Origin of the sequence: Pseudoalteromonas sp. MMG007 (genome assembly GCF_018100985.1) — a bacterium.
In the GTDB taxonomy this organism is placed as follows: domain Bacteria; phylum Pseudomonadota; class Gammaproteobacteria; order Enterobacterales; family Alteromonadaceae; genus Pseudoalteromonas.
Genome location: NZ_JAGJEI010000001.1, coordinates 650,466 through 669,881, shown reverse-complemented (window position 1 = coordinate 669,881; position 19,416 = coordinate 650,466). Strand labels below are relative to the sequence as shown.

At 39.8% G+C, this 19,416-nt stretch carries 19 protein-coding genes; 6 read left to right on the top strand and 13 right to left on the bottom strand.

What is annotated here, in order from left to right:
* Positions 1 to 53: 53 nt before the first annotated feature.
* The 6 genes from tyrA to ffh all read right to left on the bottom strand — a co-directional run bounded on the left by tyrA (position 54) and on the right by ffh (position 5,051).
* The gene (tyrA, locus tag J8L71_RS03195) at positions 54 to 1,187 is read right to left on the bottom strand and encodes a bifunctional chorismate mutase/prephenate dehydrogenase (RefSeq protein WP_210999229.1); all 1,134 of its coding nucleotides are present in this window, start codon (positions 1,185 to 1,187) and stop codon (positions 54 to 56) included.
* A 271-nt stretch (positions 1,188 to 1,458) separates the two neighbouring features.
* Positions 1,459 to 1,818: a 50S ribosomal protein L19 gene (gene rplS, locus J8L71_RS03190; RefSeq protein WP_058548501.1), complete on the bottom strand. Its 360-nt coding sequence runs from the start codon at positions 1,816 to 1,818 to the stop codon at positions 1,459 to 1,461.
* Between the two features lie 33 nt (positions 1,819 to 1,851).
* Entirely contained in the window at positions 1,852 to 2,619 is a 768-nt protein-coding gene (gene trmD, locus J8L71_RS03185) for a tRNA (guanosine(37)-N1)-methyltransferase TrmD (protein WP_210999228.1), read from the bottom strand.
* Entirely contained in the window at positions 2,619 to 3,155 is a 537-nt protein-coding gene (gene rimM / locus J8L71_RS03180; protein WP_058548503.1) for a ribosome maturation factor RimM, read from the bottom strand. Before rimM ends, trmD begins: the two co-directional genes overlap by 1 nt.
* A gap of 17 nt (positions 3,156 to 3,172) precedes the next feature.
* The gene (gene rpsP, locus J8L71_RS03175; RefSeq protein WP_058548504.1) at positions 3,173 to 3,421 is read right to left on the bottom strand and encodes a 30S ribosomal protein S16; all 249 of its coding nucleotides are present in this window, start codon (positions 3,419 to 3,421) and stop codon (positions 3,173 to 3,175) included.
* A gap of 250 nt (positions 3,422 to 3,671) precedes the next feature.
* Complete coding sequence (gene ffh / locus J8L71_RS03170) at positions 3,672 to 5,051, bottom strand: signal recognition particle protein (protein WP_210999227.1); 1,380 nt, start codon at positions 5,049 to 5,051, stop codon at positions 3,672 to 3,674.
* 251 nt (positions 5,052 to 5,302) lie between these two features.
* On the opposite strand from ffh, the gene ccsA reads away from it, so the two are divergent.
* Positions 5,303 to 6,109, top strand: a complete 807-nt coding sequence (gene ccsA / locus J8L71_RS03165) for a cytochrome c biogenesis protein CcsA (protein WP_210999226.1) — start codon at positions 5,303 to 5,305, stop codon at positions 6,107 to 6,109.
* Positions 6,110 to 6,170: 61 nt separating this feature from the next.
* Entirely contained in the window at positions 6,171 to 7,439 is a 1,269-nt protein-coding gene (locus J8L71_RS03160; RefSeq protein ID WP_210999225.1) for a CNNM domain-containing protein, read from the top strand.
* A 46-nt stretch (positions 7,440 to 7,485) separates the two neighbouring features.
* On the opposite strand, the gene J8L71_RS03155 is transcribed toward J8L71_RS03160, so the two are convergent.
* Together J8L71_RS03155 and gshA are read right to left on the bottom strand one after the other, a co-directional pair.
* On the bottom strand, positions 7,486 to 8,097 hold the full coding sequence (locus J8L71_RS03155) for a transglycosylase SLT domain-containing protein (protein WP_210999224.1): 612 nt from the start codon (positions 8,095 to 8,097) through the stop codon (positions 7,486 to 7,488).
* A 135-nt stretch (positions 8,098 to 8,232) separates the two neighbouring features.
* Positions 8,233 to 9,807: a glutamate--cysteine ligase gene (gshA, locus tag J8L71_RS03150; protein WP_210999223.1), complete on the bottom strand. Its 1,575-nt coding sequence runs from the start codon at positions 9,805 to 9,807 to the stop codon at positions 8,233 to 8,235.
* A 430-nt stretch (positions 9,808 to 10,237) separates the two neighbouring features.
* On the opposite strand from gshA, the gene J8L71_RS03145 reads away from it, so the two are divergent.
* The gene (locus J8L71_RS03145; protein WP_210999222.1) at positions 10,238 to 11,785 is read left to right on the top strand and encodes a PAS domain-containing methyl-accepting chemotaxis protein; all 1,548 of its coding nucleotides are present in this window, start codon (positions 10,238 to 10,240) and stop codon (positions 11,783 to 11,785) included.
* 44 nt (positions 11,786 to 11,829) lie between these two features.
* Here the strand turns inward: J8L71_RS03145 and clpB are convergent, their stop codons facing one another.
* The 3 genes from clpB to rluD all read right to left on the bottom strand — a co-directional run bounded on the left by clpB (position 11,830) and on the right by rluD (position 16,212).
* The gene (gene clpB / locus J8L71_RS03140) at positions 11,830 to 14,406 is read right to left on the bottom strand and encodes an ATP-dependent chaperone ClpB (protein WP_210999221.1); all 2,577 of its coding nucleotides are present in this window, start codon (positions 14,404 to 14,406) and stop codon (positions 11,830 to 11,832) included.
* A 97-nt stretch (positions 14,407 to 14,503) separates the two neighbouring features.
* Positions 14,504 to 15,235, bottom strand: coding sequence for a peptidoglycan editing factor PgeF (pgeF, locus tag J8L71_RS03135; RefSeq protein ID WP_210999220.1), 732 nt, complete (start codon positions 15,233 to 15,235; stop codon positions 14,504 to 14,506).
* Entirely contained in the window at positions 15,235 to 16,212 is a 978-nt protein-coding gene (gene rluD, locus J8L71_RS03130; RefSeq protein WP_058548510.1) for a 23S rRNA pseudouridine(1911/1915/1917) synthase RluD, read from the bottom strand. Before rluD ends, pgeF begins: the two co-directional genes overlap by 1 nt.
* 141 nt (positions 16,213 to 16,353) lie before the next feature.
* On the opposite strand from rluD, the gene J8L71_RS03125 reads away from it, so the two are divergent.
* The gene (locus J8L71_RS03125) at positions 16,354 to 17,118 is read left to right on the top strand and encodes an outer membrane protein assembly factor BamD (protein WP_210999219.1); all 765 of its coding nucleotides are present in this window, start codon (positions 16,354 to 16,356) and stop codon (positions 17,116 to 17,118) included.
* Positions 17,119 to 17,326: 208 nt separating this feature from the next.
* Here the strand turns inward: J8L71_RS03125 and glnB are convergent, their stop codons facing one another.
* Positions 17,327 to 17,665 (bottom strand): nitrogen regulatory protein P-II, encoded by a 339-nt coding sequence (gene glnB, locus J8L71_RS03120; RefSeq protein ID WP_058548512.1) that lies wholly within the window; start codon positions 17,663 to 17,665, stop codon positions 17,327 to 17,329.
* A 159-nt stretch (positions 17,666 to 17,824) separates the two neighbouring features.
* Between glnB and J8L71_RS03115 the strand changes: the two genes are divergently transcribed.
* Both J8L71_RS03115 and J8L71_RS03110 read left to right on the top strand, forming a co-directional pair.
* On the top strand, positions 17,825 to 18,376 hold the full coding sequence (locus J8L71_RS03115; protein ID WP_210999354.1) for a GspH/FimT family pseudopilin: 552 nt from the start codon (positions 17,825 to 17,827) through the stop codon (positions 18,374 to 18,376).
* A 79-nt stretch (positions 18,377 to 18,455) separates the two neighbouring features.
* Positions 18,456 to 18,986 (top strand): GspH/FimT family pseudopilin, encoded by a 531-nt coding sequence (locus tag J8L71_RS03110; RefSeq protein WP_210999218.1) that lies wholly within the window; start codon positions 18,456 to 18,458, stop codon positions 18,984 to 18,986.
* A gap of 1 nt (position 18,987) precedes the next feature.
* Here the strand turns inward: J8L71_RS03110 and J8L71_RS03105 are convergent, their stop codons facing one another.
* Positions 18,988 to 19,410 (bottom strand): type IV pilin protein, encoded by a 423-nt coding sequence (locus J8L71_RS03105; RefSeq protein ID WP_247655166.1) that lies wholly within the window; start codon positions 19,408 to 19,410, stop codon positions 18,988 to 18,990.
* Positions 19,411 to 19,416 lie beyond the last annotated feature (6 nt).

The window sequence follows — 19,416 nt, the reverse complement described above, 5'->3', positions numbered from 1 at the left end:
TAAAAAAGGGCCAAATTAGGCCCTTTTTAGTTCATACAATCAAATTATAAACGTTAGTCGAGTACTTTAGCGTCATTCGCTTTATTTAATAAGCTTCGGCTTTGCGTTAAAAAATGTGCTGTAGAGTCTGAAAAATAAGATTTTGCATCAGCAAAAGCATCTATAAGTGCAGTTTTATCACCCACCTTTAACTTTTCAAGCGTTTCAGCGAAAGTATCTTGGTACTGTGCTAACAAGTTTTCTACATCATCAAACTGCGCTAACATAATATCTGAGTATAGCTCCGGCGATTGCGCAAACAAACGCCCCACCATCATCAGCTCCAACTGGTATATAGGTGATGAGCAACTACGTAGTTCTTCAAGTGTGTGGCTTTGCTTCGCTAAAAACTGTCCATAAACAAATGTTGTTAAATGGCGCATAACTTGAATAATTTGCATTGCTTCATCGTGCTTTTTAGCATCAAGTTCAACCAGCTGGCATCCCCATACTTGTAGTTGCTTTAATAACCCTTGAGCAGCTAAATTATCTCGCCCCTCACATACAACAACTGTTTGTTTTACCCAGTGAGAAATATCAGGTCCAAACATTGGGTGTAAACCAACTACCGGTCCACTATGCGCCGCTTTTAATGCTTTAATAGGTGATTGCTTCACTGACGTTATATCTACAAGCAAGCAGTCATCATCAAGTTTAGGCAATTTAGCGACGACGGAATCTAGTGCATTAATAGGCACGCTCACCATTACGAGTTTGGCACCTTTTAAAATACTTTGTGCCTCGTCTTGCTGCTCTTTATCTAAGATTTTAACGTCGTAGCCAGAGCGAATAAACTGTTGGGCAAATAACTGCCCCATTGCGCCTTGGCCCCCTACAATAACAATAGGTGAAAGCTGTGGCGCAGCACAAGCAAGTTTTGCTTGCTGATTTTGATAAGCCTCGCGCATCATGCGTCTTAGTATATCTTCAACGAGATCAGGACTTACATTTTGCTTAATAGCTTCTTGTCGTCTTGCTGCTAGCAGTGCGGCTTCACGTTCGGGGGCATGTAAGGGCGCACCAGTTTGCTGTTTTACTTCGCCAATTTTTTGCGTAATGCTGTTACGTTTAGCTAGTAAAGCAACCAGCTGTGCGTCGCACTCGTCTATACCATCTCTTAACTGTGCTAAATCGCTAATGTCTGCCACGTTCATTTCACCTTAAAGCCAATATCGTAAATTTAATTTTACAAAAAAGTAAACTAATCAATACGATAAATACTAACAGGATCGCTTAACTGAGAAAAGGCTAATACTAAAATTTTACTGCGACTGGGAGTCAATAATAAAGGTGAGCGGTGAGCGGTGAGCGGTGAGCGGTGAGCGGTGAGCGGTGAGCGGTGAAAATTATTCCAGAAACCAAAACGGGCTGCAACCCGAAGGATGCAACCCGTTTTTTTGCGTTGATAAACAGCGCGTATTAGTTAAGTTTTTCTCTAATACGTGCAGATTTACCAGAACGCTCACGTAGATAGTAAAGCTTAGCACGACGAACTGCACCGCGACGCTTAACTGTTACGCTATCAATAAGAGGGCTGTGCGTTTGGAATACACGCTCAACACCTTCACCGCTCGAAATTTTACGAACTGTGAATGCTGAGTGAAGACCACGGTTACGCTTAGCGATTACAACACCTTCAAAGGCCTGTAGACGCTCTTTAGCACCTTCTTTTACTTTTACCTGTACAACCACTGTATCACCAGGGCCGAATGTAGGTACGTCTGTTTTAAGCTGCTCATTTTCAAGCGCTTTAATAATATTTTGGTTTACTTTTGCCATTATGTTTCTCACTTTCCTAGGTGTAACTGTCTTCTAGCCACAAGCTTTTCGGTACTCTTGCTGAAATTGTGCGAGTAATACCGCTTGCTCCTCAGTCAGAGCTAGGTTATGCAACAAGTCAGGACGTCGTAACCAAGTTCTGCCTAATGACTGCTTAAGCCGCCATTTTGCTATCTCTTGGTGGTTTCCGCTGAGTAATACAGCAGGCACCTGTTTGTCGTCCAATGTTTCTGGCCGTGTATAGTGAGGACAATCTAGCAAGCCATCCGAAAATGAATCTTGCTCTGCTGATTGATTATGACCTAATACACCTGGCACTAATCGCGCTACTGCGTCAATTAATGTCATGGCTGGTAGTTCACCACCACTCAAAATAAAATCACCAATTGACCATTCTTCGTCAACGTACGATTCTATTATTCTCTCGTCTATACCTTCATAGCGACCGGCAATTAAAATCAGTTTTTCAGAGTTTGCGAGTTCGCTCGCCCCTTGCTGATCTAATTTGCGCCCTTGCGGGGACATATAAATTACTTTAGCGCCATCACCAGCTGCCTGTTTGGCTTCGGTAATCGCTTTTTTTAATGGCTCAACCATCATTAACATACCCGGCCCGCCCCCATAAGGACGGTCATCTACGGTTCTATGCTTATCTAAAGCGTAGTCTCGTGGATTAAAGCAGTTAAAATCAATTAAACCATTTTTTACTGCGCGACCAGTTACACCTTGGTGTGTAATAGCATCAAACATGTCAGGGAAAAGGCTTATCACCCCTACCCACAATGAACTAGTTTGAGTCATTAAAACCCAGGATCCCAGTCTACGGTAATTTCTCTTGCATCATGCTTAACTTCTTTGATAACTGAATCAGTTAAAAAAGGAATTAAACGCTCTGCCTGACCAAATGCGTCTTTACTGTTTGCTTTAACAACCAGTACGTCATTTGATCCTGTCTCCATCAGGTCATCAACAGTGCCTAAGCTATAACCTTTATCAGTTACAACCGACATGCCAATGAGATCTCGCCAATAAAACTCACCTTGCGGGAGTTCTGGTAATTGCGCTGAATCCATCGAAATTTCTGCATGGGTATAAGCCATTGCTTCGTCACGATCATTGATTTGCGCAAACTTGGCGATAAAGCCTTTGTTGTGGCGACGCCAGTCGACCACTTCTAAGGTCTGCCATTTACCTTGCTGCCCTATCAACCACGGGCTGAAATCGAAGATCCCTTGGGGATCATCAGTAAATGAATGTACCTTAAGCCAGCCCTTTATACCATATGGGGCACCGAGCTTTCCTACGACAATTATTGATGAGGTGTTCTCTTGACTCATGGTTACACTTACGCCTATTAAGCCGCTTTACGAGCGTCTTTTACTAACTTAGCTACGCGATCTGAAAGAGATGCGCCCTGACCTACCCAGTGATCAACACGTGGTAAATCTAAACGAATTTTTTCTTCTTGACCTGAAGCAATAGGGTTAAAAAAGCCTACTTTCTCGATGAAGCGACCGTCACGCGAGAAACGGCTATCCGCAACCACAATTTGATAGAAAGGGCGTTTTTTAGCGCCACCACGTTGCAAACGAATAGTTACCATACCGTCCTCTAAATAGATTGACTGTTTTCATTAATAAGATTTACTCCCCAGTATGGGGAGCTGGGGAATTGTACGAGTTTTTAGCAACAATGCAAGTAAGAAGTGATGCAAAATGGCAGTTTAGTAGGTTAAACCGTGATCTGAGGAGAAAATCAAAGAGAACGCCCTATTGTGCGCATAATTTATTCAACAAAAAAGGGCCATATGACCCCTTTGTTATACATTATATAGCACTGTTTAGGTCGCTACATTAAAATTTAGGGCCACCGCCGCCCATCATTCCAGGTGGTAACATGCCTTTCATACCGCGCATCATTTTTTGCATGCCGCCTTTGCCCTTCATTTTTTTCATCATTTTTTGCATCTGCGTAAATTGTTTCAGCAACTTATTAATCTCTTGCACTTGAGTACCAGAGCCAGCTGCAATACGCTTTTTACGTGAGCCTTTAATAATTTCAGGGCGGGCACGCTCTTGTTTAGTCATAGAGCTGATAATCGCTTCCATTTGAACAAATGTCTTATCACCCATTTGGCCTTTAACAGCATCTGGTAAGTTAGCCATACCTGGTAGCTTATCAAGCATCGACATCATACCGCCCATGTTTTTCATTTGCTTAAGTTGCTCAGCAAAATCATCAAGGGTAAAGCCTGCGCCTTTAAATACTTTTTCAGCAACTTTAGCAGCTTGCTCTTTATCTACTTTCATTTCGACTTCTTCGATCAATGAAAGTACGTCACCCATTCCTAAAATACGTGACGCGATACGATCCGGATGAAAAGGCTCAAGTGCGTCAGTGCGCTCACCTACACCCATAAACTTAATAGGTTTGCCTGTAATGTGACGAATAGATAAGGCAGCACCACCTCGAGCATCACCATCGGTTTTTGTTAAAATCACACCGGTAAGTGGCAGGGCTTCATCAAAAGCTTTTGCTGTATTGGCCGCATCTTGACCTGTCATTGCATCAACTACAAATAAGGTTTCAATCGGGTTAATCGCTTTATGAAGGTCTTTAATTTCATCCATCATGTCGCTATCAACATGCAAGCGACCTGCGGTATCAACTAGTACTACATCAATAAATTTCTTTTTAGCATGCGAAATTGCAGCAGTTGCAATATCAACAGGCTTTTGAGAGATGTCACTTGGGAAAAAATCTACATCAACTTCGGTTGCGAGTGTTTCTAGCTGTTTAATCGCCGCTGGGCGGTAAACATCAGCACTTACGACTAGTACTGATTTCTTTTTTCTCTCTTTTAAAAATTTAGCAAGTTTAGCTACACTGGTGGTTTTACCCGCACCTTGTAAGCCAGCCATCATGACAACTGCTGGCGGTTGTGCATTTAGGCTTAGCTCTTCGTTAGCCTCACCCATTGCTTTTTCTAGCTCTTCACGCACTATTTTTATAAATACTTGGCCAGGGCTTAGGCTTTTAGTTACCTCAACACCTACTGCGCGTTCTTTAACTTGTTTTACAAACTCGCGAACAACAGGCAGTGCCACATCGGCTTCTAAAAATGCCATACGCACTTCGCGAAGTGTGTCTTTAATGTTGTCTTCAGTCAGACGGCCACGGCCACTGATATTTTTTAAGGTTTTACCTAATCGTTCTTGGAGGTTCTCAAACATGTAACGGTTCCGATAAGACGTTTATATCAATCCTTTAAATTCACTGTTAATTTGAGTTTTCAATTAACAAGGACTGACTTATTAAATTTCAATTAAAAGTAGTATACCGTATATGGCGCCTTACAATATAGTGTTCAAGTGCAGCTTGTTGAGTTTCTTTTTTTAAGGTCTATGCATTTGCTTTGCTATAAAATACAATGCCCATATAACAACAAGAATTATTTTGTCTCAAATTAAGTGGCCCAAGCACAATGCTGATTATTAGTTTAACTATTATTGCCAGTTTATTTTATGTGTTAGTAACGTCTCACGTGCTATCACGCCTGTTTCATCAACAAGGCCCAAGCCAAAAAGTAACGGTGATTTTAAGTACCGTAGCTATAGTGGCACATATGCTGCTGTTGGTTAACTCTGTGTTTAGATCCGATGGGCAAGATTTAAGTATTGTTAATGTTGCTTTATTAACGTGCTGGGTGATTGTTGTTTCGGTAACCGCAGTGTCGTTAAAATTCCCAGCTACGTTGTTATTACCGGTTGTTTATGGCTTTGGTGCACTATTAACAATTGCCAGCTTGTTTATTCCGCATCATATTATGCTGCAAAGTATTAATATTGAAATTGGTTTAGTGACACATATTTCATTATCGTTACTCGCTTACTGTATTTTAATTATTGCTACTTTATATGGCGTACAATTTTACTTTATTGATAAACGTCTTAAACGTAAAGATTTAGCGATTGTACACAGCCACCTTCCGCCTTTAATGGTTGTAGAGCGCCAGCTTTATCAACTTCTTAATTTAGGCACTATCTTGCTTACATTTGCATTACTATCAGGATTTGTATTTCTTGATGGCATGTTTGCTAAAGAGTTTATTCATAAAACAATTTTATCGTTAGTTGCATGGGCTATTTTTGCTGTTGTAGCACTTGGCCACATGAAAAAAGGCTGGCGTGGTAAACCTGTGGTTGTTACGATCATGGTCGCTGCATTTGTCCTCACACTTGCTTATTTTGGCAGCCGTTTCATACAAGAAGTGGTACTAAATAAGTTTTAACTTGACTCTGCTTGCTCACTCTAGCTTAATACGCATTGATTTATAAAAAAAGGATCCATCGTTGGACGACATATCGACAAGTACCCTGTTTATCATTTTAGGATTATTGGTACTTTTTTCTGCTTATTTTTCTGGTTCAGAAACCGGGATTATGTCAATCAATCGTATACGCTTGCGCCACCTTGCAAAAGAGGACCACCGTGCAGCTAAACGAGTCAGTAAACTACTTAGCCGTCCAGATAGACTTATAGGCCTAATTTTAATTGGCAACAACCTCGTAAATATAGCTGCAGCCCAAGTTGCGACTATTATAGGTATTCGTCTTTATGGCGACTTAGGTATTGCTATTGCAACAGGTGTATTAACCTTAGTTGTACTTATATTTGCAGAAGTAACGCCTAAAACACTTGCTGCCCTGTATCCTGAAAAAGTTGCCTTTCCGAGCTCTGTGATACTTAAAGGGTTGCTTAAAATTCTTTTCCCGTTTGTTGTTATTGTCAACTGGATGACCAACGGTATATTAAGGTTATTTGGTATTAGTGCAGAACAAATTGATGAGCACAGCATGAGCAAAGAAGAGCTTAAAACTGTAGTAAATGAATCTGGTGCTTTATTGCCTGCTCGTCATCAAAGTATGTTGACCTCTATTTTAGACTTAGAGCAAGTTACTGTTGAAGATATCATGATCCCGCGAAATGAAATTGTGGCTATTGATATTAATGACGATTGGAAATTAATTAGTCGTCAGTTAACTCACGCACAACATACACGTGTATTACTCTACAGAGACAACATAGATGATGCAGTTGGTTTTATTCACTCACGTGATGCGCTGCGCCTTCTTACTAAAGAGCAATTTGATAAACCTTCATTACTGCGTGCCGTGCGCGAAATTTACTTTATTCCTGAAGGCACCTCATTAAATACACAGCTACTTAAATTTCAGCAATCAAAAGAACGCATTGGTTTAGTTGTAGACGAATATGGTGATATTCAAGGCTTAGTAACTCTTGAAGATATTTTAGAGGAAGTGGTTGGCGACTTCACTACTACGCAAACGCGTACACCGAGCGAAGAAGTAACAACACAAAGCGATGGCTCTTGCATTGTTGATGGTGGGGCAAACGTTCGCGATTTAAATAAAGAAATGGGCTGGGAATTCCCGCTTGATGGACCTAAAACACTGAGCGGTTTAATTGTTGAATACCTAGAAGATATTCCGGATGCTAAACTCAGTCTACGTATTGCAGGCTACCCTGTTGAAGTGCTTGAAGTAAAAGAGAACATGATAAAACAAGTAAAAATACAGCCTAATATGCGAACCAAATAAATTAAAAAAGGAGTCAATTGACTCCTTTTTTAATACCTACAAAGACTTAACCAAATAATAAACGCTCAAACCAGCCTTTATCTAGCTCGTCTTCACAGCGTTTTAACTGCACACCATAACGACTAGCGCGATGTTTAACTTTGTTAGCAACACTCATTAACCATTTTTTCTTTTTGTACGTGCCGCGTTTGTAACCACCCCAACCTTCATGATAATTAAGGTATTGTGCGTAAGCATCCCACTTTGATATTTTGTTTACTTTGTGGGTTTTATAAACAAACCACGCCATAAAGTCGATAGCATCATCAAAGTCATCTCTGTCAGCACCATTATTACCGGTTTCACGAATGTAGTCAGACCATGTCGGTGTTTTAGCTTGAGAATAACCATACGCATCACTTGCACGGCCTGTAGGTATTATCCATAAAAAGTATTCCATTGGCGGCGCTGCATCATGCTTAAATGAACTTTCTTGATACATCATGCTCATGAGAACATGCTTTGGCGACCCCCACTTTTCTTGGGCGTCTTTTGCATCAAAATACCAACCTGGCTTTTCTTCAAAAATCTTACATAAGTTATTTGGCTGTTTAGGCGGAGCAGTAGCACACCCAGCTAAAGTGAGGGCAAGAGATAAAATAATTGCATTTTTTTTCATTTTTTAATATCTCACTGAACTTTTTTAAAAAGCGTGGGTCCGAGCTTGTGAATACAGTAGTAAAGCATTGTTTCATCCCTGAAAAGTACTTACGCAGCCACCTTGGGCTGCGTTTTTTTAAGCTTTAAAAAGTATTTACTTTTTAAAATACGCGTTTAAGAATGCAGTAAAGGATAAAGTGTCGGCGCTTTCAATTGCAGCTCTAGCTTCATTAGAATCTATTACTTGCTGCTCAAGCCACGGCTTTAAAAACTCACTATAATCGGTAGATTCATGACTTTGTTTGTATTTATTGGCAAGCGCTAAAGCGAAGTGTCCATTATCTAAGCCAGACTCTTTAAGTTGTGCTACATAATGCCCAGAATAAGTAAGCTCAGGCTTGTGTATCCACGTCGACATTTGCTCTATGGTGCTCGAGTAATAATCAACGCCATATGCGTTGTCCATCCACTTAGCAACATCAGCAAGTTGTGTGAATATCTCATCTCCCCAAGACTGCAGGCTGCGAGCATTATTATTAAAGTTAAGCATCAAACCGGCTTCTCTACCTTGATTTACAACAGTATCAAGGTTTTCAGTGCTACGTGCTTGCTCTTTCCAGTCCATTTCTGGTGAATCTTTTAATAAGCAGTACGTTAAAAATACGTCTAAGAAGTGGATTTGTTCAATATCAATACCTACTTCACTAAACGGGTTAACATCTAAAGCACGAATTTCTACATACTCAATACCCGCTCTGAGTAAAGCATCTGTTGGTGTTTCACCGCTTTTTGCATTACGTTTAGGACGAATAGGAGAGTAAAACTCGTTTTCAATCTGGAGTATATTTTTATTTAGCTGCTTAGGCGTATTGCTCGTGTAATCGTCAAGGTCGCCGTAAATATCTGAGGGTGTATTGATTGCTTTTTTAAGGCCTGCCACATACTCATCGAGTGAATTATACATAACACGCAGTGATGATTGAGCGCTGTTAGTATACCCTAAATTACCAAGTCGTAATGCAGTGCCTACTTCTAAATAAAGCGTCCCTTTACCTAACTTTTTAAACGGTAAATCGGTTTCTCGCCCTTGCAAAAATGAGCTACATAAAGCAGGCGAGGCACCAAACATATAGCTTATTAGCCACAACTCACGTTTAAAATTACGTATTAGCGAAAGGTAACCATCCGAAATAAAATCTTGAAGGCTTGCATCGCTTTGTTTTAGTGAATGCAGCGACTGCCAAAGAGAATCAGGGAATGAAATGTTAAAATGCACACCTGCTATTGCTTGCATCATACTGCCGTAACGGTTTTTTAACCCTTCACGGTACAGTGTTTTCATTTTACCTGTATTCGAATCGCCAAACTGGGCAAGCACAATATCGTCTTGGTGTTCGATAAAACACGGCATACTTATAGGCCATAGCAATTCATCGCCCATTTTTTCAAGCGTAAACTTTTGCAGATCTTTTAATTGCTTAAGTGTTTGCGTAGACGATTCGCTAACAGGAGTAATAAATTCAAGTAAAGACTCAGAAAAATCAGTTGTAATATGCCCGTTAGTTAATGCACTACCCACGCCTTTTGGGTGTCCCTTGTCTGAGATTACGCCATCGTTTTTAATTCTTAGCGACTCTCGCTCTATACCACGTTTAATGCCTTTAACTGCGTATTGGTGCTCATTTACAGATAACGCTTCAAGTGCGTTAGTCAAATCATGTGTTGTCAAAAAATCTTTCCTCGGGCCACGTGGCTTAATCATAAGGTTATGGGGGCTAATTACTTAGACTCAAGATAAATTAATAAGAAGAATGTAAATTCTCACTAATTACGAATATTTATCAGCTTCCTACATACGCTCTATGTAACCAATATGATTAAATTTAGTCATAATCTTGCCACTGCTATTGGTATTATACAAATGCTTAAGTGTGTATTTATGCAAAAATTAAATACATAAAAGTTATGTACCTAACAATAGACCTAAATTGTTCCAAAAGAAGCACAAAAGTTTCTGACTTTTCTTCTCATTAAAAGTTGATCTAGATCAATAAAAGTGATTATTTAAAGGGTTCCTCTGTATCTGACAGCTTCTTTTTTTGCTTTGTACCTACTAAACAATATAATTGCGCCAACAGTAAAGGATGATAAAAAATTTTATGCGCAATGATAAAAGCTTAAAAAATGAAGAAGTACATTTTGAACACTCGCAAGAGCTTGTCTCTACCACTGACCTAAGAGGGGTAGTTACGTATGCGAATCAAGGATTTTGTTCCGTAGCAGGATATAGTGAGCAAGAGCTGTTAGGTAAAAACCACAGTATTGTACGTCACCCTGATATGCCTAAAGCGGCTTTTAAAGAAATGTGGGAAACATTAAAGCAGGGCCATTCATGGCGAGGGATGGTAAAAAACCGTTGCAAGGATGGGCGTTATTACTGGGTAGACGCATTTGTAACACCTATATTTGAACACGGTCAGCTTATTGGTTACCAATCAGTTAGAACAAAACCTAGCGAAGAATTAAAAAAACGAGCACAAGAACTTTATAATAAAATTAACGCCGGAAAATCAATATCAAGTATTCGTGAGCACAGTCAGCTTAGACAGATTATTAGCCTTAGTTGCGTGTTAGTATGGCTTGTGAGCGTTGCTATACTTGCCTCGGTAAGCATGGCTTTCATCAGTTTATTAGTGATAATAGGCGTTGTTGCCCTTAATTTTGACGAATTAATTAAAACCCCTGCTGTTTTACGAGAACAAAGAGCAAAAGCTGACTCTGTATCGCGCTATATATATAGCGGAAATCCCCCTCACAGCGTAAGTGACTACAGAGAACAACTACTTACTGCTAAATTACGCACCGTTTTAGGTCGCGTTAAAGACTCCACAGAAAGCTTTAACGGTATTGCAATTAATTTAGATGAGCAGTCAACCCTCACTGAAAAAGGAATTGCATCACAAGGTGAGCGCCTTGAACAAATTGCATCAGCAATGACGCAAATGAGCTCTACAATCGGCGAAATATCAACGAATACCGCTGAAACTGCTGACAAGGTAAATTCAACACATCAAAGTTGTTCAGAAATAAAAGAGCACATTGCTGATAATAGTTCTATGGTTACTGATTTAGCTTCTCAAGTTGAGCAGGCAGCCACTACCGCAAGCAGTTTAGCTGATGAGGCTGATAAAATAGGGCAAGTAATGAGTGAAATTGAAGGTATCGCGGATCAAACTAACCTACTTGCACTTAATGCTGCCATTGAAGCTGCTAGAGCAGGTGAACATGGCCGTGGTTTTGCAGTTGTGGCTGATGAAGTAAGAACCCTCTCCTCTCGAACTCAAAATGCCACCACTCAAATTCACAGCTCGATTAAAGAAATACAAGATACCTTATTTAACTGGTCAAAAGTAATGCAAAGCACTAAAACCCAGGCCGATAACTGTGTTAATACAACGGCGCAAACTCAGGATGAGTTAGAGGGTATTTTTAATCAGATAAGTGAAATATCGCAATTAGCGATGCAAATATCTTCAGCTGCAGAAGAGCAACAAATGGTGAGCAACGATATTAGTCATAACGTTACACAAATTAAAAGCTTTAGCGATAACAATCTAAGTTTAAGCTTTAACGTAGCAACAGGTGCAGCTGAACTTGTAGAGGGCTCTCGTAAAGTAAATGATTTGCTGCTCACATTTAAAGTATAAAAAAACCGCTATATAAATAGCGGCTTTTTTCTGTAGCTTAGAGGTTAACGATTAGCAAAAACTAATCCTTCGTCATTTGCACCTATTGTGATGACACTACCAGATAAGTAATCTCCACTAAGTAGCTTTTGCGCTAATGGATTTTCTATAGTTTGTTGAATTGCACGTTTTAGTGGACGCGCCCCATAAACAGGGTCAAATCCACTGGCTGCAATTCGCTCAAGCGCTGCATCACTTATTTCAAGTAAGTAACCCATTTCAGTTAAACGCTCACGAAGTTTCATCAACTGAATATCAGCAATTTCTTTTATGTGCTCGTTAGCTAACGGGTGAAATACAACTGTTTCGTCTATTCGGTTAATAAATTCAGGCCTAAACTCGCTAATAAGTACATCCATTACTTTATTTTTAAGTGTTGCATAGTCGTTGTTGCCAGCTTGTTCTTGAATGATATCTGAGCCTAAGTTTGAAGTCATAATGATCACAGTATTTTTAAAATCAACCGTGCGGCCTTGCCCATCAGTTAAGCGTCCATCATCAAGCACTTGCAGTAAAATATTAAATACATCAGGGTGTGCTTTTTCAATCTCATCAAGCAATATTACCGAGTATGGTTTACGACGAACGGCCTCGGTTAAATAACCCCCCTCCTCATAGCCAACATAACCAGGAGGTGCCCCTACGAGACGTGCTACTGAGTGTTTTTCCATAAACTCAGACATATCAATGCGTACCATGGCATCTTCGGTATCAAACATAAAGCCTGCAAGCGCTTTTGTTAACTCTGTTTTACCAACACCTGTTGGGCCTAAAAATAAAAATGAGCCAATCGGGCGGTTAGGATCAGCAAGCCCCGCACGTGAACGACGTATAGCATTTGCAACCGCTACAACGGCTTCGTCTTGTCCTATTACTTTACTATGAAGCTTATCTTCCATTTGCAGTAGCTTTTCACGCTCACCTTGAAGCATCCTTGATACAGGGATACCTGTCCAGCGTGAAAGTATTTCAGCTATTTCGTCTTCCCCTACTTGGTTTTTAAGTAAGGTCATTTCTTGCATTTCAGCTTGAGACGCTAAATCGAGCTTACGCTCAAGCTCTGGAATACGCCCGTATTGCAATTCTGACATACGTTGTAAATCGCTAGCTCTGCGTGCCACATCTAAGTCTAAGCGTGCTTGTTCGAGCTCTGCTTTAATAACTTGAGTGCCTTGCAGTGATGCTTTTTCTGCATTCCAAATTTCATCAAGCTCTCTGTACTGGGAATCAAGATCTGTGATCAGCTCTTGCATTTCACTGCGGCGCTTTTGACTTGCTTCATCTTTTTCTTTAGCAAGTGCGTTATCTTCAAGTTTTAACTGAATAATTTTTCGCTCAAGCTTATCAAGCGACTCTGGTTTAGAGTCAATTTGCAAACGTATAGAAGAGCCGGCTTCGTCTATTAAATCAATCGCTTTATCTGGCAATTGGCGGTCACTAATATAACGATGCGACAATTGCGCAGCAGCAACTATTGCAGGATCAGTAATTTCTACAGAGTGATGCAATTCATAGCGCTCTTTTAAGCCACGCAAAATTGCGATGGTGTCTTCAACTGATGGTTCTTCAATTAATACTTTTTGAAAACGACGCTCAAGTGCTGCATCTTTTTCTATGTATTTGCGGTACTCATCAAGCGTAGTTGCCCCCACACAATGTAGCTCGCCACGTGCTAGTGCAGGCTTTAGCATATTGCCCGCATCCATCGCACCGTCGCTTTTACCGGCACCTACAATAGTGTGTATTTCATCAATAAATAGGATGACTTGGCCTTCTTCTTTAGCCAACTCGTTGAGAACTGATTTTAAACGCTCTTCAAATTCGCCACGGAATTTAGCGCCTGCAACTAATGCCCCTAAATCTAACGATAAAACACGTTTATTTTTTAATCCTTCAGGTACTTCGCCATTAATAATACGCTGCGCTAACCCCTCAGCAATGGCTGTTTTACCAACACCTGGCTCACCTATTAAAACAGGGTTATTTTTAGTACGGCGCTGGAGTACTTGAATAGTGCGGCGAATTTCATCGTCTCGACCTATTACGGGATCAAGCTTACCTTGCTCGGCACGCTCAGTTAAATCAATCGTAAATTTTTCGAGTGCTTGACGCGTTTCCTCAGCATTAGGATCATCTACCTTCTGTCCACCTCTAATTGCTTTAATGGCATTTTCAATTTTTGTAGAGGTAATATTTAGTGAGCGGAATATATCGCCAAGTGGCCCTTTATCTTCACATGCTGCAAGTACAAATAGCTCACTCGAAATGTATTTATCTTTACGTTTTTGCGCATATTTGTCACATAAGTTAATAAGTGATGCCATGTTGTTTGACAACTGTACATCGCCTCCAACACCTTCGACTTTAAAGAGTTTTTCAATTTCTTGAGAAAGTTTAGTATTGAGCTCATCAGCACTAACTCCTGTTTGCGCAAATAGCGCTCGCACACTTGAGCCACTTTGTTGTAGCAATGAATACATTAAGTGCACTGGCTCAATAAATTGATGGTCGCGACCAAGCGCTAAGGATTGCGCATCAGAAAGCGCAGATTGAAATTTGCTTGTAAATCTATCTAAACGCATGAGGGTTTACCTATTTAATAAACTAATTGTTTAATAAATGGGTATGTTAATAGAATTGTTCAAGGTGTGGGAATAAATATAATCACTAATGTATGCTTTACTTGCGCCAGATCAAACTTGCCATACGCCCTGTTTGACCATCGCGGCGATACGAAAAAAATTGCTCTTTTTGTAAAACAGTACAGTGCTCACCGCCACTAATATTTGTAACCCCCAACTGTTGTAACTGAATACGGGCTATGTGATAAATATCAGCAAGGTATTTTTTATTTTTTTGCAGCTTAAACGCATCAATAAATAAAGCCGAATGTGCTTTAAATAAATTAAAAACCTCTTCACCTACTTCAAACTGTGTGGGCCCAATAGCAGGACCTAACCAAGCATAAATTTTAACAGGGTTCGTTTTGAAGTAACTGAGAGTATTTTTAATAATCCCCTGCTCTAAACCACGCCAGCCACCATGAATCGCTGCTATTTCTTCGCCATTGTCACTCGAAAGCAAAATGGGTAAGCAATCTGCAGTCATTATCGCTAAAGGCTGACTTTTAAGTGTTGTGAATAGCGCATCACCATCATGCAATTGAGTAAAGTCAAACTGCTCATCAACAACAATAACATTAGCACTATGTGTTTGATTAACCCATATAGCCGGAGCTGGCAGTTTTTTGGTGAGTAAAGCGCGATTTTGTAATACATGGTTTTTGTTATCACCTACATGAAACCCCAAGTTCATATTTAAAAATGGTGCTTTTGATACACCGCCTTTACGTGTAGTACTGAGAGTATCTACACTATCAAGGCGTTGCCATGGAGCTGATAACAAATACATTATCTATCGATATCAGGGTTTGCTTTAGTATCTTCACGAAGCGCAACCGTCATAGCGACCATATCATCAGGAATAGGTGCCTGCCACGTCATCATTTCACCTGTAATTGGGTGAGCAATGCTGAGTTTTACTGCATGCAGTGCTTGGCGTCTAAAGCTGCGAAGCAATTCAAACAACTCAGGAGTGGCACCTTTAGGTGGACGCGGACGCCCGCCGTATGATTGATCGCCAATTAACGGATGGTTCAAGTGAGCCATGTGTACACGAATTTGGTGCGTACGGCCAGTTTCTAAGCGTAAGCGTAGACGTGTGTGCGCACGAAACTTCTCAGCAACACGGTAGTGAGTAATCGCGGGTTTACCCATTTCATGTACTGCCATATGAGTACGCTGCGTAGGATGACGGCCAATCGCTTTTTCAACCATACCACCAGCAGTCATGGTGCCATTACATAACGCTTCATATTCACGAGTGAAGTTTTCGCGCTTTTGTAGTGCTTTCACTAAATGTGTTTGAGCCTGAATCGTTTTAGCTACAACCATTAGGCCTGTAGTGTCTTTATCCAAACGATGGACAATACCCGCACGCGGCACATTTATGATTTCAGGATAGTAATGTAATAGTGCATTAAGCACTGTGCCATTTGGATTACCTGCACCTGGGTGGACCACTAACCCCATAGGTTTATTAATAACCAAAATATCATCGTCTTCATAAACAATGTTTAATTTGATATCTTGTGCTTCGTATTCACGTGGTGCTTCAATTGTTGTTTCAACATTTACAACTTCACCACCTAGTAGCTTTTCGCGTGGTGTGTTGAAAATTTCACCGTCTACGGTGATTTTATCATCCAAAATCCACGTTTTTATACGAGAACGTGAATAATCAGGGAACAATTGTGCTAATACTTGGTCTAGACGTTTACCACCTAAGTCGGTAGGAACATCGGCTTGAAGAGAAATTTGCTCTGACATTAGTAACTTTACCCAATTTACCAGTGCAAGCTTTGCTCGACTGGGTTAGAATCGCTTTTAATAAAAGCATAATATAATACGCATAGTTTACTCGGTTTTACCGACTTGGCCTAGCCGAAGACATCGAAGGTAACAAATAAAATGATAAATAAAATAGGGAAACGTGCATTCGCCATTGTTTTTTCAGCTTCTGTACTTAGTTTAGGCGCATGTACGTCTGCACCAGACCAAGAAGATATTCAACGTGTACCTAATAAATCTGCACACGCTCTATACGAAGATGCAAAAGAAACACTAGATTCTGGTTTATATGCGCGTGCAATTGAACTTTTAAGCGCTATAGATTCACGCTACCCGTTTGGCCCATTCTCTAAACAAGTACAAATGGATTTGGTATATGCACATTACCAATCAGGCAATACTGAACAAGCACTTGCAACAATCGATCGCTTTATTCGATTAAACCCAAATCATAAAGATCTTGATTATATGTACTACATGCGTGGTTTAGTAAATATTAAAGCCGATAAAAATGCATTCCAAGAATACTTTGGCGTAGACAGAGCTGACCGTGACGCAAACCGTACACGTGTAGCGTTTACCGATTTATCTACTCTTGTAAAGCGTTTTCCAAAAAGTGATTACGCACCAGAGGCTAAACGCCGCTTAGTGTGGCTTTTAAACCGTATGGCGCGTTATGAGCTAAAAGTAGCAACTTACTATTACGAACGCGAAGCTTACTTAGCAGCCGCTAACCGAGGCAAGTATGTTGTAGAACATTATTCGCAAAGCAGTTACTTAGAGCCTGCTTTAGAAATGATGGAAAAGAGCTACGATAAACTTGGCTTAACAGAGCTAAGCGAACATGCTAAACAAACCAGAATGGTAAATAGTAGAAATAAATAAACAAAAAAGGCGCTTACTAAAGCGCCTTTTTCTATACCACATTGTCATTATACCAATCTGCTTATATGTGGGGTCTATTTAACGTCAAGAAAATTACGCTAGAACTAGGCAAAAGTTTTTTTATCTAGTTGTTCTAAATAAAAAATTTTAACTACGTAATAGTGCAATTCAATTCGTTAAATTGATCAAAGATTTATGCAGGTTGGTATTAAATAGCTTCTTCATCTTCTTCAGCAGTACGAATACGAACAACACGCTCAACATCAGTCACGAAGATTTTACCGTCGCCGATTTTCCCCGTTTGCGCTGTTTTAACAATCACTTCAATTGCACGATCAACGTCTTCATCGCTTAGTACAATATCAAGTTTAACTTTAGGTAAAAAATCAACCATGTATTCTGCGCCGCGATAAAGCTCAGTATGCCCTTTTTGGCGCCCAAAGCCTTTAACTTCACTCACAGTCATACCTGTAATACCCACGTCAGATAACGCTTCGCGGACATCATCAAGCTTAAATGGTTTTATAATTGCTTCTATCTTTTTCATATTAATTACTTTTTAAAGCTTCAGTTGCCTCGATTTTAGACAATCGAGAAGCCCATAGCAAACAAAGTGATTGAATTTGATGATAAAACAATCAGCCATGGTATTATTATTTTCACAAAGATAGCTATAATAAACTATCAAGCCGTATATGAGATTAATATGAAGAACAAGCATAATGGATTCACCCTCTTAGAGCTTATGGTGACCGTAGCCATAGTCGGTATTATTGCATCAATCGCGCTTTGGAATAGTAGTGACATGCTTGAGGAAAACAGAGCTGAGAATTTTTTATTGGAATTAAAAAGAAATATTGCATATGCACGCTCACAAGCAGCAAGCACCGATGAAATAGTTGTTGTATGCCCTACAGGGCAAGGAAAAGTTAAAAACAAACAAGATACGTTCAACTGCAACGCAAAGTGGGATGAAAATAAGATTATTGTTGTATTTATCGATGTTGATAATGACGGAAACTACAATAACGCCTCTGATACATTACTAAGAGCAATGGAAGAAATATCAGACAACGATAAGCTGTCGTTTGAGGGTAATGATCGTCGCTTACGTTTTAATACCAGTGGTAGAATTACAACAACCCCTGGAGACTTCATTTTCTGCCCCAATAGCACCAATGAAAATAATAAGGCGTTAACTGTATCTCAATCAGGTACTGCTTTCTACGTTGGTGATACGAATAAAAAGTGCGGTTAAAAAACACACAATTCATATTGCCATATTTTCATCATTTACTACACTGAGCTAATACACTTTATAACTCAGGACTTCAGGGATGAAGATATCAATATATAAAAATAAAGGTATGACACTACTCGAACTAATGATTTCGTTAGCCGTTGTGAGTGTTATTAGTCAACTCTCTATGTGGTTTTATCCAGATTTTCTAGCCAATAATCGCTTAGATAGCCACGTAAACCTTCTGCATAGAAACATTAATTACGGACGACTCTACGCTATTGAAAATGGTACTTACGTTACGCTTTGTGCTCTTAAAGATAACCGATGCAGTAAAGAGGAGTGGGCGGGTAAAATGTCATTATTTATAGATATTGATAAATCAACTACATTAGATGATGACGAGCTCCTATTAAGTATATTTGAAGAGGCTCATCACGATGACAGCCTTGAATATCCTCGTAGCGCAATTACTTTTAGACCTGATGGCTCATTGAATGGTTTTCAAAATGGGACATTTATTTATTGTCCCAATACTGATAAAGCCAGGCTTGATGGGCTGGCTTTATCAGTAAGTCAAACGGGACGTATCAGAATAAAATCAACAAATAAATGCCAAAAAAATTAAATTAACGTCCCCAACAATACTCAACATCTGAATTACCTTTAGTACCTTTAGCGCCTTTGTAACCGGTGTCTGTAATTGTAATTTCTTTACAGTCAGTATCACCTTTAACAGCACCAGCAATAGGCTTTGCGGTAATGGTAAAAGTATTATCGTCATCATCTACATCTATAGATAACTCAAAATGACCATTCTCAGTTTTGTCTTGCAGCCCTAAATCAGAAAATACTTCCGTGTACTCTCTATTATCTACAAAATATTGCTCTTCTTTATTTGCTGCATCGAGTAATGCAGCAGCTGCCTCAGCACGTGATGCACGTTTTACATACTCCGTATAATTGGGCAACGCTACTGCTGCTAAAATACCAACAATTGCAACAGTAATCATTAGTTCGATTAGTGTAAAACCGCGAGTTAATTTAATCATATATAT